At 57.6% G+C, this 16,916-nt stretch carries 12 protein-coding genes; 10 read left to right on the top strand and 2 right to left on the bottom strand.

The annotated features are described in order from the left end of the window. Positions 1-8: 8 nt before the first annotated feature. Positions 9-833, bottom strand: coding sequence for a substrate-binding periplasmic protein (locus tag OEU85_RS03650; protein ID WP_262690084.1), 825 nt, complete (start codon positions 831-833; stop codon positions 9-11). A gap of 261 nt (positions 834-1,094) precedes the next feature. After that, complete coding sequence (locus OEU85_RS03645) at positions 1,095-1,781, bottom strand: GntR family transcriptional regulator (RefSeq protein ID WP_262690083.1); 687 nt, start codon at positions 1,779-1,781, stop codon at positions 1,095-1,097. A gap of 281 nt (positions 1,782-2,062) precedes the next feature. On the opposite strand from OEU85_RS03645, the gene OEU85_RS03640 reads away from it, so the two are divergent. From OEU85_RS03640 to OEU85_RS03595, 10 genes are all read left to right on the top strand, one after another. Beyond that, positions 2,063-4,312 (top strand): TonB-dependent receptor, encoded by a 2,250-nt coding sequence (locus tag OEU85_RS03640; RefSeq protein WP_262690082.1) that lies wholly within the window; start codon positions 2,063-2,065, stop codon positions 4,310-4,312. Between the two features lie 142 nt (positions 4,313-4,454). Further along, positions 4,455-6,011: an amidohydrolase family protein gene (locus OEU85_RS03635; protein WP_262690081.1), complete on the top strand. Its 1,557-nt coding sequence runs from the start codon at positions 4,455-4,457 to the stop codon at positions 6,009-6,011. 25 nt (positions 6,012-6,036) lie between these two features. Then, positions 6,037-7,125 (top strand): YkvI family membrane protein, encoded by a 1,089-nt coding sequence (locus tag OEU85_RS03630; RefSeq protein ID WP_262690080.1) that lies wholly within the window; start codon positions 6,037-6,039, stop codon positions 7,123-7,125. Next, a complete protein-coding gene (locus OEU85_RS03625; RefSeq protein ID WP_262690079.1) occupies positions 7,122-8,777 on the top strand; it encodes an N-acyl-D-amino-acid deacylase family protein in 1,656 nt (551 codons plus the stop codon). Before OEU85_RS03630 ends, OEU85_RS03625 begins: the two co-directional genes overlap by 4 nt. A gap of 4 nt (positions 8,778-8,781) precedes the next feature. Then, on the top strand, positions 8,782-9,828 hold the full coding sequence (locus OEU85_RS03620; protein WP_262690078.1) for a DUF1611 domain-containing protein: 1,047 nt from the start codon (positions 8,782-8,784) through the stop codon (positions 9,826-9,828). A 3-nt stretch (positions 9,829-9,831) separates the two neighbouring features. Beyond that, a complete protein-coding gene (locus tag OEU85_RS03615; RefSeq protein ID WP_262690077.1) occupies positions 9,832-10,809 on the top strand; it encodes a dipeptide epimerase in 978 nt (325 codons plus the stop codon). A 56-nt stretch (positions 10,810-10,865) separates the two neighbouring features. Continuing rightward, positions 10,866-12,821 (top strand): serine hydrolase domain-containing protein, encoded by a 1,956-nt coding sequence (locus tag OEU85_RS03610; protein WP_262690076.1) that lies wholly within the window; start codon positions 10,866-10,868, stop codon positions 12,819-12,821. A 24-nt stretch (positions 12,822-12,845) separates the two neighbouring features. After that, a complete protein-coding gene (locus OEU85_RS03605; protein ID WP_262690075.1) occupies positions 12,846-14,015 on the top strand; it encodes a dipeptidase in 1,170 nt (389 codons plus the stop codon). A 19-nt stretch (positions 14,016-14,034) separates the two neighbouring features. Continuing rightward, positions 14,035-15,336, top strand: coding sequence for an alpha/beta hydrolase family protein (locus OEU85_RS03600; protein ID WP_262690074.1), 1,302 nt, complete (start codon positions 14,035-14,037; stop codon positions 15,334-15,336). An 11-nt stretch (positions 15,337-15,347) separates the two neighbouring features. Further along, positions 15,348-16,916, top strand: coding sequence for an alpha/beta hydrolase family protein (locus OEU85_RS03595; protein WP_262690073.1), 1,569 nt, complete (start codon positions 15,348-15,350; stop codon positions 16,914-16,916).

Raw genomic sequence — 16,916 nt, 5'->3', positions numbered from 1 at the left:
AACTGAAGCTAGTCCTGATCCGGCAAGGCTGGTGGGGCAAGGCCGATATTTTCGTGCTTGGCCCATTTGTTCCAATTGTCATTGAGAAGCGTGTCGACAAGCCCGGAGGCCCGCATTTTCTCAATCTCGCTTGAAATGACATGCACAAGGCCGCCGCAACCGGATTGTTTGGATATCGCCATATACATGGCTTCCTGCGTCAGCGGTGGCACCAGCGTGCGCATGCGCGGTGACATGCCCATCTTGTGCGCTGTAACCAGCACCGGATAAAGGCCATGAATGGCATACTGGATGCGTTTGTGGTCCAGAAGGTTCAGCAGGTGTTCCACCGTCGGCACCGTGTGCAGGTTAAGCGACGCTTTGGCGTAGGCGTCGAACTCCTCCCCAAACGAGTCGCCAATCACTACACCGCCCTGATATGGCTGAAGGTCCAGCCGGTCACGGTAGTGAAGGTCGGTATCCGTGAGGGTGACGACAACAACGGGCTCGCTGGTATAGGCGCTGGTGTAATCCAGCAGTGCTTCCCGTTCGCTGGTTTTATACAGGCTGAGCAGCAAGTCCACCTCGCCCGTAAAAACCGCGGCCTGCGCGCGCTTCCAACTGCCCGAATGCACCACGCGGACAGGGATGCCAAGCTTGTTGCCGATAAGCCGGATCAGGTCAACGGAGGCGCCTTCCAGGCTTTCGCCGCGCTGCCACGATACGGGCACATAATCGGCGTGTCCGGTGGCGACGATCTCGTCACACTGGGCTGACGCCGTTGTTGTTGCCACCATGACGGCACACGCCACAGCAGTGAAAAGGGAGAGATTTCTCACCCTACGACCAGTCATACAAATTCGCCTTGTTGCCGCATATAAACCTCTCGCAACAGCTTCCCTTATATTCCTTTTTAGTGACTTTCTCAAGAAACCCCCATTGTCTGATCAGACTAGGCGCTCCAAAACTGGCGTGAAGGTCGGGAATATGGGTAGGGCGATGACAGCGTGCCAAGCCAGGCAAAGCACGGAGAGCCGGCACGGGGCCTGCTCATTTTCCGGGAAAACACCAGAAGGTATTGCCAGCCTGTCACGCGGCGCGTCGCGACAGGTGTATCAGACGGTCAGGTCCTGGGTATAGAACTGGTCGTTCGAGAATATGGTGTTGAGAATGCGTTCCTCGGTTTGGGTGAGGATGTCGTGGATGACCTTTTTGATGCGGGTGGGTTCGTCTGATTTCATCACCTCAATGGTCATGCCCTGCTGGTCGCTTGAATAAGGGAAACGTTTCTGCGTCTTGAGGTACAGCCAGTAGATGCGCATGGCGGTGTCCTCAAGCTGACGAGCCCAGTCGATCATCAGGGGGTAACCGGCGTTTTCACAGAAAATCAGGTTCAGCTCTTTGTTCTTTTTCAACAGTTGCAGCGCGGCGTCATCATCCTTGATGGGCTGCATGTCCTGAATTTCCTTGTTGATGCGTTTCAGCTTCTCGAAATCCACGTTGGCGGCTGTAAGGGAAAAGATGGCTGGCAAAAGCACCTTCCGCAGTGTGAAGTTCTGCTTGATATCCAGAAGGGTCAGCGGTGCCACCACTGTTACGCGCGGCGAGACGGAGACAAGAAACTGCTTGGCGATCAACCGCTCGATCAGGTTCCTTGAAATGGTCCGGCTGATGCCGAACATCTCGCTGAAGATATTCTCCGAAACTTTCTGACTCGGCGCCAGTTTCTGCGTGACGATCGCGTCCATAATCAATTCAGACGCTTTGCGCGCGTCACTGTTTTGCAAGTCTTCTCTTGTCATTCTTTGCCCTTATCAACCTGACCCATGATTTCCGGCGCTTGCCCGGAATGGCCGCTTCATGCGGCTTCTGAGCCTATCTTTATACAGTTTAATTTAGTTTTTCAACGCGACATAACGGCCTAAGTGCGATTAAAGCTGGCAAAAATATAATTAAGGCTGCCATTTTAAGCTTGAAAAGATGATTAAGGCAGTTATAGGATCAGGGTACATCAGAAAAAACAGACCAGAATTGGGAACTATCGGCGCGGGGAGCGCATCGTGGGAAATTCAGGGAGGAAAGAATGCAAAAAAGCATTTTCCGAAAAACTTCGTTACTGAGTGCTGTCTCCACCATCGGCATTACAGCCAGCTTCATGGGCATGGGGGCAAGTGGCGCCATCGCACAGGACAGCGCCGCTCAAGACACCGAAATGGTGCTTGAAGAAATCATCGTGACCGCCGGTCGGCGGGAACAAAGCCTGCAGGATGTGCCAGCGGCGGTATCCGCCATTGATCCGGGTGACTTTACCGTCAAGGGCCTCAAGCAGGTTGGGGAAATCCTCAACTATACGCCGGGCGTGACCTATACGGATATCGGTACCAAGGGCTTTGGTAATATCTCCGCCCGTGGTGTGCCGCAGTCTTCGTCCATTCCGGTATTTGGTGTCTATCTCGACGATACGCCGATCTCGACCAACAGCACCTTCTCGGGCGGCAGCACGGTCATGTTCGATGCCATGCTGATGGATATCGAGCGCGTTGAGGTGATCAAGGGTCCGCAGGGTACGCTTTATGGCGCCACATCGGTGGGCGGCATGATGCGCTATATCTCCCGCGATCCGGCGATGGAGGAACTGCGTGTTACCGCGGGTGCCGATGTTGCCACCACCAAGGACGGCGAAATCAGCCAAGTTTATAACGGCCGTGTGAGCGTACCACTTGTCAAGGACAAGCTCGGCATCACCGTATCCGGCTTCTGGCAGGACATTGGCGGCTACGTGGATCAGGTGAACCCGGCAACGGGTGCATTGATCGCGGAGGACGTTGACGGTTCCGAGAACCTTGGCTACGCGGCTGACTTGCTGTTCACGCCAACGGAAGAGCTGAGCATCCGCCTCAAATATATGAAGCAGGAAACCGACTATGGTATCGACAGCGGCGTCCAGCTTCTCACCTACACGTCCGATGAATCGATGTTTGGTGGCTACACGACAATCGGCGCGCCCGGCGAGAACTATCTTGACTATGAGATCATGTCCGGCAGCATTAACTATGAGTTCGACAGCGTTACGCTGACCTCGACCTCCAGCCGCGTTGAGTACAAGTTCGGCGGTGTTAGTGATCTGACGGCGGCTTATGGGCCGGTAGTGGATTTCTATGACGGCCGTGATCCGGGTACGACCACCAGCGTATTGCTTGACCTTCTGGCAGGTTCGGAAAAGTTCGTGCAGGAAGTCCGCCTGACGTCTGAACGCATGGGCAACTTCGAGTGGATCGCCGGCCTCTACTACTCAGAGGAAGATACGATCAATAACCAGGATGTCATCTCGACACCTGCCTTTGACCTGCTGACGATTGCCTTCCCGTCCAACTATAAGGAATTCGCGGGCTTTGGGGATGTGACTTATTACTTCAACGAGAAGTTTGACGTCACGGCAGGTGTGCGCCTGAGCAAGAACAAGACCACGCTTTCCTATGTGTCAACCGGCCTGTTGCTCGGTGACGCGGTCTTTGAAAGCGATCCGATCAAGGACACGGTCGATACCTATCTCTTCTCCGCGCGGTACCGCCCCACCGACAATCTGTCGCTCTATACCCGGGTGGCAAGCGGTTACCGTCCGGCGTCTGCCAATATCCCGATCCTTGACCCGGCAACAGGGGACAACCTCGCGCCGCCGATGATCGACCCGGATAACGCATGGAGCTACGAGATCGGGGCCAAGGGCGCCACGAACGGCAATGTTTTCTCTTATGATGTTGCCCTGTGGATGATCGACTGGGCCAACTTCCAGGCCTTCACATCCTTCAGCGGCGTCAATACCGGCGGCAATGCGACTGGTGGGCTGAGTGCACACGGTTTCGAAGGCTCTTTCAACCTGCGGCCGACAGATGCGCTGACGCTGACGACGAACGTGACCTACTCGCGTAGCAAGTTGAACGAGGATGAGCCAGGCATTGGCGGCGTGGAAGGGGAACAACTTCCCGACCTGCCGAAATGGAAAGGGTCGTTCCGGGCGGACTATTTGTTCGATGTAACGGACAGCTGGAGCGGTAATGCAGGCTTTGGCGTGCGCTATAGCGGCAAGTTCATGTCGAGCTACAGTGCCTCAACCTCCACCTACCCGGTGGTAGTGGAAGCCCGTACCCTGGTGGATGCAAACCTGTCGTTCACGAATGATAACGTGACGATCGGGCTTTACGCCACGAACCTATTCAACAAGCGCGCGCTTCAGGGCCGGGTCGATACCATCCTTGGCGGTGGTTCGAGCAATAGCACCGGTGTGTTCGAGCGTCCTCGCACCATCGGTGCGAACCTGCGCGTAGACTTTTAAACTCTGCTCAGTGTGACTTCCGGGGTGTCGGTTTGAGTAGTGGCACCCCGGATTTTTCTGAGACAATGCGCGTGGGCTACGGCCCCCGCCGCCAAGAGTTAAAACCCGCGCACGCGGGACATAACATCCGGGGAGGACACTCATGAACTATCTTGGCCGTATTATCGCAGCCTGTACTGTCGCACTTGGCACGCTTGGCACCCTTGCGGGGCCCGCCGTTGCCGAAACCTATGACCTTGTTATCACCGGCGGCCGCGTGGTTGACCCGGAAACGGGCCTTGATGCGGTGCGCAATGTCGGCATCACCGGCGGCAAGATCATGGACGTGAGCGAAGAGGCGCTTGACGGCAAGCGGGTGATTGACGCCACAGGCCGCGTAGTCAGCCCCGGCTTTATTGACATGCACGCACACGGGCAGGATATCCTCTCCGCCCGCATGCAGGCGCTTGACGGCGTGACCACAGGCCTTGAGCTTGAGGCAGGTATGCTGCCGATCAGTGATTATTATGACCGCGCGGGCAAAGAGGGTCGCCCCATCAACTATGGCGCTTCCGTCAACTGGGCCAACGCGCGTATCGCCACCTTCCTTGATATTGAACCCAAGGACGACGTGGAGTGGTTTTTTGAAGCTTTCGCCAAGACCAACTGGCAGGAGGAAGTCGCCACACCCGAGCAACTCAGCGAAATCGAAGCTTATGTTGAGGAAGGCCTCAATCAGGGCGGCCTTGGTATCGGTATCCTGATCGGTTACGCGCCGGGTACGGGCCACAAAGAATTTTTCGCCATGAACAAGCTGGCGGCTGAACGCGGGGTGCCAACCTTCACCCACGCGCGGTACCTTTCGATGCTGGAGCCCAAAAGCTCCTTTGAAGGCATGGCAGAGGTAATTACAGCGGCGGCGGGCACGGGCGCGCACACCCACATCGTGCACCTCAATTCCATGAGTTTGAGAGACATTGAGCTGATCGCACCCATGATTAAAACCGCGCAGGCGCAGGGTCTGAAGGTCACTGCCGAGGCTTATCCTTACGGTGCGGGCTCAACGGGTATTGGCGCGGCCATGTTCCGCGGTGACCGCTGGCGCGAGCGCGTGGGCGGCGTGGACGCGTCCAACTTCGATGTGGGTGGCAAACGCCTGACGGAAGAAGAACTGAAATATTACCAGACTGAAAAGCCTGAAACCCAGACTGTGATCCACTTCCTTGAACTGGATGACCCCAAGGACCGGGCTTACCTTGATATGTCCGTGCTGTTCCCGGGCGGTGTGATTGCATCGGATGGCGGTAACTGGCTGGTGGACGACAAAATGGTTGAGCAGCATACCTGGCCAGTGCCTGAAAACGCCTGGAGCCACCCACGCTCGGCTGGCACCTTCTCGCGCTTCCTTGGCACTTATGTGCGGGAACGGCAGGAAGTGAGCCTGCTGGACGCCATCTACAAGCTCAGCTATGGCCCTGCGAAAATCATGCAGGACTCTGTACCGCAGATGAAGGCCAAGGGCCGCATCCAGACGGGCGCGGACGCTGACATCGTGGTCTTTGACCTTGCCACCGTGGCCGACAAGGCAACCTACGCCAAACCGGCGCAGGCGTCCGTGGGCTATGACTATGTCATCGTCAACGGCGTGGTGCTGGTTGATGGCGGCGAGATGCAAACCGATGTGTTGCCGGGCAAGCCCGTGCGCAACGCCGTCAAGTAACGCAGGGCGGGGTTTGAGACAGGCTATGGAATTTTTCCGTAAATATCTGCTGCCGGGCTTTGTGTTCCAGTCCGTCGTCATTGGCGGCGGGTACGCCACGGGCCGTGAACTGGTGGAGTTTTTCTTCGCTGCAGGCCCTCTTGGGGGTGTGCTGGGGCTTCTGGTCTCGGGCCTTGTGTTTGGCCTTGTGCTGGCAGCAGGCTTTGAGTTCGCGCGCGTTACCGGTGCTTATGACTATCGTCATTTTTGCCGGGAGCTGTTGGGCAAGGGATGGGTGGTTTTTGAAATTGCTTTTGTCATCCTTCTCTTGCTCATCCTCGCGGTGATCGGTTCCGCCGCGGGTGAGCTTGTGTCGGCCAGCTTCGGGCTGCCGCCGGTTCTGGGCACGCTGTCGCTGATGGCGCTGATCGCCGTGCTGACCTTCTTTGGCTCGGATGCAATCAAGAAGGTGCTGGCTGGTTGGTCGTTCCTGCTCTATGCGGTTTATGCGGCGCTTTTTGTGCTCGCGTTCACCCATTTTGGCGACACCATCGGCAATGTGTATTCCGCGACAGCGGTGGGGGAAGGCTGGCTTACGGGCGGTGTGCTCTATTCCGGCTATAACCTGGCCGTGTTGCCTGCGGTGCTGTTTGCGGTGCGGGGGCAGGCAAGCCGACGTGAAGCCGTGGGTTCCGGCCTGCTGGCGGGCGCGATTGCCGTGATCCCCGCCGTGTTGTTTTTTATTGCCATGATGGCGCTTTACCCGGATATCGGTGCGGCCCCGGTGCCTGCGGCGACGCTGATGAACGCGCTTCAAATCCCTGTGCTGGCGCTTTTGTTCCAGGTCGTGGTGTTTGGCACATTCGTTGAAACCGGCACGGCGCTTTTGCATGCTGTCAATGAACGGCTGGATGCCAGCTTCACCGAAGCGGGCCGCGCGATGCCGCAATTTGTGCGCCCGGTTGTTGCGGTGGCTATCCTCGCGGTCGCGATCATCGCCGGTACATGGTTTGGCATCATTGAACTGATCGCCAGCGGCTATGGTATGCTCACACTTGTGTTTATCGCGGTGCTGGTGCTGCCACTTTTGACCTACGGTGTGTGGCGGGCACACAAGGCGGAGGCATTGTCATGATCAAACACCTTGCAGTTGGGCTAATGGCGCTCGCATCCCTTGCCGTACAGGCTGATGATACAGCCTATGACGTGGTGATCCGCCACGGCCGGGTGCTGGACGGTGCGGGCAACCCCTGGGTACCGGCGGACGTTGCCATCAAAGGCGGTATCATCGTCAAGGTGGGCGAGGTGCCGGGCAAAGGCGCACGGGAAATTGATGCCGCGGGCAAATATGTCAGCCCCGGCTGGATCGATATGATGGATCAGTCTGGCGAAGTGCTTCTGAAAGTGGGCCTCGCACCCAACAAGATCAACATGGGTGTCACCACGCTTATCGGCGGGGAAGGTGGCACACCGGTTGAGGCAGATGCCATTGACGCTTATTTCAGCGACCTTGAGACCAAGGGAATTTCCGTCAACTTCGGCACCTATTATAGCGCGACACAGGCGCGGGTTGCCGTGCTGGGTGACAGCGATATTGACCCGACACCCGCCCAGTTGGAAGAGATGAAAAAGCGTGTGGGTACCGCAATGGACGCGGGAGCCATGGGCATCACGACGGCGCTGATCTACCCACCCTCCTCGTTCCATAAAACCGACAACCTGATTGAGCTGGCTCGTGTGGCTGGCGCAAAGGGCGGCCTTTATGCCAGCCATATAAGGGGTGAAAGCGCCGAGTTTCTGGACGCCGTCAGGGAAGCCATCCGTATTGGCGAAGAAGGCGGTGCGGGTGTTGAGATTTTCCACCTGAAGGCGGCTTATTACCCCAACTGGGGCAAGGATATGAAAACCGCGCTTGGGCTGATTGATGCGGCGCGTGCGCGTGGTGTGAATGTGGCGGCCGACCTCTATCCTTATGTGGCGGGTGGCACAGGGCTTGAGGTTACGGCCCCAAGCTGGGTGTATGCCGACGGCATCGAGAAAGCCGTTGAGCGGTTGAAAGACCCAGACGTGCGCGCCGGGCTCAAGAAAGAGATTGCAGCCGGCCCGCAAAAGGGCTGGACCAACCTTGTCTATGTCTCCGGCGGCTGGAAAAACGTGGTGCTGGCCAATTCTCACCTCGAAGAGTATGCCCGCTTCCATAACAGGAATTTTCAGGAAATTGGCGCGGCCCTTGGCCGTGATCCGGCTGACGTGGCGTGGGATATCATGCTGGAAGCCTATCCCAAGCGCCCGTTCGCCCTTTATTTCATGATGAGTGAAGATGATGTGCGTCTGGCGATGCAGGCTCCCTGGGTCAGCATCGGCAGCGACGCGGCTAGTGCGATGAAGGAAGGCGACTTTGATGCCCTTGGCCTGCCACACCCGCGTTCCTATGGCACCTTCCCGCGCATCATAGCCAAATATGTGCGCGACGAGGGTGTGTTGAGCCTTGAAAATGCTATCCGAAAACTGACCTCATGGCCTGCTGCGCGCATGGGTCTGATGGACCGCGGCCTGATCCGGGAAGGACTGAAGGCCGATATCACCGTCTTTGATCTCGGTGCGATCAACGACACGGCGACGTGGGAAAACCCCACCGCCAAACCAACAGGTATTGATTATGTGCTCGTGAACGGCAGCCTTGTGCTGGATGCCGGTCACCATACGGGTGCAACCCCAGGGAAGGTACTGCGTGGTCCCGGATATAAGCCGGGCCACGGGCAGACAACCGCTGTAAATAAGGACTAAGTTTATGAAAACGATCGAGTTAAGGGCGCCCTATCTCATATTTCTCGGCAGCGAACGCGGTTTGACCTACGCCAAAACCGGCGCAGGGCTTGTTGAGTGGCGGCGCGAGCTGTGTAAAGGGCAACTTAATCTGCCCGGCGGCACGATCGACCTTGGCTTGCCGCAAATGTCGGTGGCGGAAGCAAAGGCGGCGGGTATTCGCTCGCTGGTTATCGGCACAGCCACCGTGGGCGGCAGCATCCCGGATGAATGGCTGGATGTGCTTGAGGAAGCCGTGGCCCTTGGCCTTGATATCGTGGCTGGCGTGCACACGCGCCTCAGTGAGGTGGAACGACTGGCTAAAGCAGCCAGTCTGTCTGGCGCCCGGCTGGTGGACGTGCGTATACCGCCTGCCCGCCTGCCTGTGGGTACGGGTAAAAAACGCACCGGAAAGCGCCTGTTGATGGTGGGTACCGACTGTGCGGTTGGAAAAAAATACACCGCACTTCAAATGGAAAAAGACATGCAGCGTCTTGGCTGGAACGCGGATTTCCGTGCCTCAGGCCAGACAGGTATTATGATCGCGGGCGCAGGCATCCCCATCGATAGCGTGGTGTCTGACTTCGTATCCGGTGCGGCGGAGCTATTGTCGCCGGACAACACGGAAGACCACTGGGATGTGATCGAGGGGCAGGGCGGTATTTTTCATCCTGGTTTCTCGGCCGTCAGCATGGGGCTTCTTGTGGGGTCCCAGCCCGATGCCTTTGTGGTGTGCCACGAAGCAGGCCGCGAGAAAATCATGGGTTGGGAGGACTTCGACCTGCCGACCATCGAACAAGTTATTGAGCGCACCATCGCGATCGGGGAACTGACAAACCCGAGCATCACCTGCGTTGGTGTGAGTGTGAACACGTCCCGCCTGACGGCGGGCGAGCGCGAAGCCTATCTGACTGAACTATCCTCCCGGATCGGTCTCCCCTGTGTCGACCCCCTCCAAGGCGGCACGGACAGCATCATTGCCCAGTTGTCTGCTGTTGAGGCTTCGCGCAACCCCAGTGCCCGGAGTGCCTAACCGATGAGAATGCATTTCGAGAAAGTAAGCTTCCCGCTCAAGGCACCGTTTGTCATCACGGGCTATACCTTCAACACCACCGATACGGTGCGGGTAACCCTGGAGGCAGACGGTGTCCGCGGGCAGGGAGAAGGCGTTGGCGTTTATTACCTGAATGACACCGCCGATCTCATGCTGGAACAACTGGCGGAGATCGCCCCCAAGATTGAGGCGGGTCTGGCGCACGACAGGGTGCAGCATATGCTGCCGCCCGGCGGTGCCAGAAACGCGCTTGATTGCGCGCTGTGGGACCTTGAGGCCAAGCGCTCGGGCGTCAGTGTGTGGGAGCGGCTGAACATGACCCCCAAGACGCTGAAGACCGTTTGCACGGTGGGCATCGGCTCTGCCGGGCAGATGGCGGCCACGGCGGCAAGTTACGCCAAATATCCAAATCTCAAGATCAAGCTGGACGGGGACAATCCCGTAGGCAAATTGGAGGCGATCCGCGACGCAAGGCCTGATGCCACGCTCATTATTGACGTGAACCAGGGCTGGACGTTTGAGGAACTGAAGGAATATGCCCCGGCGTGCGAAAAGCTGGGTATCGCCATGATTGAACAGCCGCTCAAGCGCGGCGGTGACGCGGAGCTTGAGGGGTACACCTCACCGGTGCCGCTGGGGGGTGACGAAAGCTGCCTTGACGCCAGCGAATATGAAGTGGCCGCAAGCCGGTATGATGTCATCAACATCAAGCTGGATAAATGCGGTGGTCTTTCCGCTGGCTTGCTGCTGGCCAACATGGCGCTGCGTGACGGTAAGTCGTTGATGGTGGGTAACATGACCGGCTCTTCGCTTTCCATGGCACCGGCTTATGTCATCGGCCAGTTCTGCCATTTTGTCGATATCGACGGTCCGCTCCTGTTGGCGGGCGATGTGGACAATGGCCTGTTTTACGGCACGGGCGGGATTGTGGAAGTCCCGAACAGGACGCTTTGGGGATAACGGTACTTAAAGGGGAATGAGGCGGAAGCCTTATCAAAACAGTGGGAGTGAGGAAAATGATACGGAAACTGATGGCGCTTTTTGCAGCGCTTATGGTTAGCGTGAGCTACGCCGCCTACGCGCAGGACGACAGCCTGCCACAAGACGCGGCGGACGAGATGGCACAAAGTGTGGCTGAGGCAGCCGCAGCGCCTGCCACTGCATCCGGCGGCTATGAAGGCCTTGAAGCCTTTATCGACGGCATGGTGGAAAGCCACCGCAAGACGCTTGATATATCGGGCGTGACGGTCTCTGTCGTCAAGGATGGCAAGCTGATCTTCGCGCGTGGCTACGGCTATCAGGATATTGACAAGGATATCCCGGTGGACCCGGAGACATCGCTGTTTCGTATCGGCTCCACCTCCAAGCTCTTTACCTGGACATCGGTGATGCAAATGGTGGAACAGGGCAAGATCGACCTTGATGCGGACGTGAACACCTACCTCAAGACCTTCCAGATTCCAGATACATTTGATGAGCCGATTACGATGCGTCATATCCTCACCCATACATCGGGTTTTGAGGAAGGCGCACTCGGCTACCTGATCAATTATGATATCAACAATATCACCCAACTGAGGGACGCGATGGCAACCTATGTGCCGGCGCGCATCAACCCGCCGGGTAAATATTCGTCCTATTCGAACTATGCCACCGCGCTTGCGGGGCTGATTGTCGCCAATGTTTCCGGCGTGTCATTCAACGAATATGTCGAGCAGAATATTTACGCGCCACTTGGCATGACACATTCCACATTCCGTGAGCCGCTGCCGGAAAACCTCGCGGGCGGGCAGACCATGGGCTACCGCAACGAGGCGGGCAAGCCGGTTGCACAGCCCTATGAACTGATTACCGGTTTTGGCCCGGCGGGCGCGATGGCATCATCAGCGACCGACATGGCGAAATTCATGCTTGCGCACCTGAACAGCGGCACGCTTGACGGCAACAGCATCCTGTCGCCAGAGACTACCGCGCAGATGCATTCTGTCTTGTTCCAGGGCGACAAACGGCTTGGCGGCATGGCGCACGGCTTCTATGAGGAATATATCAATGGCCACCGTTTGATCGGCCACGGCGGGGATACCTTCCAGTTCCACACCAACCTGTTGCTCGACCAACAGGAACAGCTGGGCATCTTTATCTCCTATGCCACGTCAAGTGATACCAAGGGCCGCGATACCTTCGTGGAGACCTTCTACGATCATTATTATCCGGTTGAGCTGGAATCTGTCACTCCGCCCGCGGACTTTGACGAACGCGCTGGAAAATATGCCGGTACCTACCAGTTCTGGCGCCATAACGAGACCACAATCGAGAAAGCCATGGGGCTTATGGGCGGTGGGCTTGAAGTGGCACCATCGGGCGAAGGCACGCTCATTTTTGCCGGTTTTGGCGGACCGAAACAATATGTCGAGGTAGGTGAAAACCTGTTCCGTCAGGTTGACGGTGCGCACATGATCGCCTTTGGTGAAAACGAGAACGGCGAGATCATCGACCTTTACATAGAAGGCCTGCCGTTCATGAACGCGAGCCGTGCACCAGCGTTTGAAAGCGGCCTTTTCAAAATGCTGTTGCCGGTGGTGTGTTTCCTTCTTTTCATCACCGTTTTCCTTGGCTGGTGCTATCGCCGCAAGGAATACAAGCTGATGGAAACCGGCGAGCGGAACGCAATCCGCTTCTCCATGGGGATGGCGGGTGCGAACCTTCTGTTCGTTATCTTCCTGCTGCTTATCGTTTCGGTCTACCAGATGGAACTGTTCCAGAACATTCCGTTCATTTTTGACCTCAACCTCGTGCTGCCGATTGTGGCCAGCCTTCTGACCATCGGGGTGGTGTATCACGCGGTGATGGCATGGCGCGAAGGCTACTGGCGTCGTGGCCGGCGGGTTCACTATACGCTCGTGGCGCTCGCCGGGGTTTATATGACGGTGTTCTACTATTACTGGAACATTCTCGGCTTCCAGCACTACTAGGCGCAAATGAAAGGACGACAGACAATGACACAGTCAAAATATAATCGCCGGTCTTTCCTGCGTGGTGTGGCGGGTGCCGGGGCAGCCGCTGTAGCGATGCCAATGGTGAACTTCGGTTCGTTCAAGGTGTTCGCGGCTGATACGGCTTACAGTACGCGGGTGCTGGATGTGGTGAATTCGGTGCAGGTGTTCGACATGCTGTCGATCCTGTCCCCGTTCAAGCACATGATGACAGCGGCGTTCAGCAAGAACCCGAAGCTTTCTGACGCATTTGAGGTCAAGCGGGATGAGCTGGACGTGCTTCTGGCTTCGGGGGTGGATGTTTTCCACCCCGCCGTGGGCCTTGGCGGCGATGAGGCCGAAGGTTTCATCGCGCGCATGAATGCCTATGCGGCGGAATACCCTGAACACCTTCAGCGTATCGACAGCCTTGAGGACCTCAAGACCCTCAAGAAAGGGGAGCGCATTGGGTATATCGTCGGTATCCAGAACTCGGACCATTTTAAAAGCGTCGATGACGTCAACCAGTTCTACTATATGGGCCAGCGCGTCAGCCAGTTGACCTATAACAGCCAGAACCTTATTGGCTCCGGCTCCACCGACCGGGTGGACGGCGGCATCAGCGACTTTGGCGCGGCGGTGGTCGCCCGCATGAACGAACTGGGCATGGCGGTTGATGTGTCCCACTGTGGTGACCAGACGACCTTGGACGCGTTCGAACTTTCGAAAAAGCCTGTTCTGATCACGCATTCAAACGTGCGGGCACTGGCGGAAGGTCATGTGCGCTGCAAGTCGGACGATGCGATCAGGGCCATGGGCAAGGCGGGCAGCGTGATGGGTATCACGGGCGTCCGTAATTTCCTGTCGGCCAAGGAACCCACCACGATTGAGACGCTTGTCGACCATATCGACTATGTCGCCAAACTGGTGGGGATCGAGCATGTGGGTGTCGGCTCCGACATGGACATGAACGGCTATGACGACATCCCCGAGCCTGCCTATAGCGCGCTCAAGGCCGGCTATAAATCCAGCTACGGTTTCCGCGACAAGATCGATGCGGACGGCTTCGATCATCCAAAACGCATTTTCGACCTGGCGGACCGGATGATCGTGCGTGGCTACTCGGATGATCATATCCGCCTTGTGCTGGGCGAAAATTTCAAGCGCGTGCTGGGCGACATCTGGGTCGCATAACAGAAAAACCGGGGGCGACATGACAGGACTGAAAATCACAAGCCGGTTTGGCGTTCTTGCTGTCGCCCTTGGCATGACACTGAGTTTAGCGGCGGGCGCAGACGATGCGCCCTTCGCGCCACCCGCGCCCACCGGGCCATATGGCGTTGGTTATAGCCGGACCGTGTTGGTGGACGAAAGCCGGGCGGAGAGCGCGACCGGGGACGCGGATGACCACCGGGCACTTGCCGTGCAGGTCTGGTACCCCGCCACGGTGCCCTTGGGCGCGGAGGCGATGACGCTTGTTCCCGAACCCGCACAGGCCGCGCGCATGATGGCCATGAACCTTGACCTGCCGCTTGAGACATTCGATTACCTGAACGACATCAAGGGCCACAGCTTTGCGGCTGCGCCGGTCGCGGATGGCAGGCGCTTCCCGGTGCTTGTCTACAGCCACGCCTTTGGGCTGTTCAGCGCCGAGAACAGCCAGCTGATGGAACAGCTGGCAAGCCATGGCTACATCATCTTTGCGATCGACCATCCCTTCCAGGCGGCATGGGTAAATCTGGGCGAGGGCAAATCGGCGACCTTCAACCCGGCTGCCTTCCGCGACCCGGATATGACGCCGGAGAAAGGTGCCGCGCTGGAGGCCGCGCTTGTCGGCATGCACAAGGCGTCAGATTATGAGGGTTACCTCAGCCTCGCGCGGGAATTCATCCTCGGCCAGCAAAGCTACGTGAAAGGCATAAGCCTTTGGCTGGATGACACCGATTTTGTGATCGACCAGCTTGAGGCCAAGGCGGTGCCTGCCTTTGCGCAGCTCTATCATGCAATGAATATGGAGCGTCTCGGCGTGTTCGGCATGTCGTATGGCGGCGCTACGGCGGGTATGACCTGCCTCCATGACAGCCGCTGCAAGGCGGGCATCAATATCGTCGGGGTGCAGTTTGGCGAGCACGATATGAAGTTCCCCATCACTGCGCCCTTCATGATGCTGAATTCGGACCAGAATTATTACACTGGTGAGACCGGGCGCGGCGTGCCGGTAAACTTTGAAGCCAATGATTTTGTCTTCCATGAGGCCAGGGGCCCCGTCTACAGCCTGACGGTGGCGGACGCCAAACACATGAATTTCTGTGACCTCGCGCACCTGATGCCTGAGGGCAAGGGCGAGGCCTTTTTTGGCAGCGTGTCACCTGACGCCGTGAACAAGGTCGTGAACACCTATGTGCTCGCCTTCTTTGACCGCTACCTGAAGGGCAAAAGCACACCGGTGCTGGACGGCGGCGTGCCTGAAGACTTGCCCGTTCTTGAATTCATTCAACGCAACACAGATGAGTGACTGGGGCGGATATGACAGGACCATTTGAAATCATCACCTTCGGCATTCTTGTCATTGCGCTTCTCCTGAGCTTCCTACCCAAGGCCCGTTTCGCACGCGCGGCCTTCTATGCTTCGGGCCTCGCCTTCGCGGGCTTTGTGGCGGTGTCCACCTTTGGTACACCGCGCGGGCCGCTACTTCCGGGTGCCTTGCTCGCGCTTATCCTTCTTGCTGTAACCTTCTTTCGGCTTGAATATCCGATGCCGAATAACTGGCGGCGCAAGACTGTGTTTGGTGCCTATATGGTGCTGGGCTCCCTTCTGGCGGCGCTTGCCGTCATCCTGCCACTTGGCTTCCCTGTGTTTGATCCGCCCGCGCCCTCCGGGCCCCATGGTGTCGGATATGCACACACCATACTGACGGACGACAGCCGCACAGATATTGTGACGCACAGCGCGCGCGAGTTGCCGGTGCAGGTCTGGTATCCGGCCAGCGTGCCTGCGGACGCGGAGCCGCTGCCTTTCATCCCCGATGTGGAGCAGGCAGGGCACCTGATGGGTGACAATCTTGGCCTGCCGCTTGAGTTTTTTGATTATCTCGGCGACATCAAGGGCCATAGCTATGACGGTGCGCCCGTCGCGCGAGCGGGCGGCTTTCCCGTGCTGGTGTTCAGCCACGGCTTCGGCTCCATCGGGGCGCAAAATGTGCTGCTGATGGAACATCTGGCAAGCCACGGATATGTGGTCTTTTCGCTTGAACATCCGCACCAGAATGCATGGGTGCGGCTGAAGGGCGGCAAAACCGCGTCCTTCAAGCCGGAAGGTTTCGGGTTTCAGGAACTGACGCCAGAGAAAACGGCCGAACTTGAGGCGATGATCGTCCGCCTTGTGAATGCGCCGGACTATGAGAGTTACGCAAACGAAGTATCGGCCTTCATGAACGAACAGTCGGGCTTCATCAGCGGCCTCAAGCTCTGGCTTGACGATACGGACTATCTGCTCGACGAGTTGCAGGCGGAAACAGTTGGGGCGTTTGGCCCCCTTTATAACCACATGGACATCACCCGGCTTGGTGTTTTCGGTATGTCTTACGGCGGGGCGGCGGCGGGCATGCTGTGTCTTGAAGATGCACGCTGCAAGGCGGGCATCAACATGGACGGCCTGCAGTTTGGCGAACACAACATGCGCTTTGCCATCAACCGCCCGTTCATGCTGATGAACTCGGACGGTAACCTGTTCATGGAGCCCGCAAACCGCAAGGGCCCAACCCGTTTCAAGGTGAATGAGTTTGTCTACAGGCAGGCGACGGGGCCGATGTATAGCCTCACCGTCGCGAACGCCAAGCACATGAACTACAGCGACTTCGCCTTTCTGATGCCGGTGGCGGAAAAGCTGGGCCTGTTCGGCCCGGTATCCGCGGACGCCATGAACCGCATCATGAACGACTATGTGCAGGGCTTTTTTGACCGTTACCTCAAGGGGGTGGGCACACCGGTCCTCGACCGGACGGGAAAAGAAGATCCTGCTATACTGGAATTCATCCACCGCAATGTGGATGAGGGGACATTTGCTGCCGGGCAGCAATTGAAGGAGGGAGAATAA

Origin of the sequence: Kordiimonas aestuarii (genome assembly GCF_025574465.1) — a bacterium.
GTDB lineage: Bacteria > Pseudomonadota > Alphaproteobacteria > Sphingomonadales > Kordiimonadaceae > Kordiimonas > Kordiimonas aestuarii.
The sequence above is the reverse complement of the archived record's forward strand: the minus strand, read 5'-3'. Positions and strand labels throughout refer to the sequence as shown.

Excerpts from the sequence above, each read along its gene's own strand:
- OEU85_RS03645 (WP_262690083.1), bottom strand. The coding sequence starts at position 1,781 with ATGACAAGAGAAGACTTGCAAAACAGTGACGCGCGCAAAGCGTCTGAA.
- OEU85_RS03650 (WP_262690084.1), bottom strand. The coding sequence starts at position 833 with ATGACTGGTCGTAGGGTGAGAAATCTCTCCCTTTTCACTGCTGTGGCG.
- OEU85_RS03640 (WP_262690082.1), top strand. The coding sequence starts at position 2,063 with ATGCAAAAAAGCATTTTCCGAAAAACTTCGTTACTGAGTGCTGTCTCC.
- OEU85_RS03625 (WP_262690079.1), top strand. The coding sequence starts at position 7,122 with ATGATCAAACACCTTGCAGTTGGGCTAATGGCGCTCGCATCCCTTGCC.
- OEU85_RS03615 (WP_262690077.1), top strand. The coding sequence starts at position 9,832 with ATGAGAATGCATTTCGAGAAAGTAAGCTTCCCGCTCAAGGCACCGTTT.
- OEU85_RS03620 (WP_262690078.1), top strand. The coding sequence starts at position 8,782 with ATGAAAACGATCGAGTTAAGGGCGCCCTATCTCATATTTCTCGGCAGC.
- OEU85_RS03595 (WP_262690073.1), top strand. The coding sequence starts at position 15,348 with ATGACAGGACCATTTGAAATCATCACCTTCGGCATTCTTGTCATTGCG.
- OEU85_RS03610 (WP_262690076.1), top strand. The coding sequence starts at position 10,866 with ATGATACGGAAACTGATGGCGCTTTTTGCAGCGCTTATGGTTAGCGTG.
- OEU85_RS03635 (WP_262690081.1), top strand. The coding sequence starts at position 4,455 with ATGAACTATCTTGGCCGTATTATCGCAGCCTGTACTGTCGCACTTGGC.
- OEU85_RS03605 (WP_262690075.1), top strand. The coding sequence starts at position 12,846 with ATGACACAGTCAAAATATAATCGCCGGTCTTTCCTGCGTGGTGTGGCG.
- OEU85_RS03630 (WP_262690080.1), top strand. The coding sequence starts at position 6,037 with ATGGAATTTTTCCGTAAATATCTGCTGCCGGGCTTTGTGTTCCAGTCC.
- OEU85_RS03600 (WP_262690074.1), top strand. The coding sequence starts at position 14,035 with ATGACAGGACTGAAAATCACAAGCCGGTTTGGCGTTCTTGCTGTCGCC.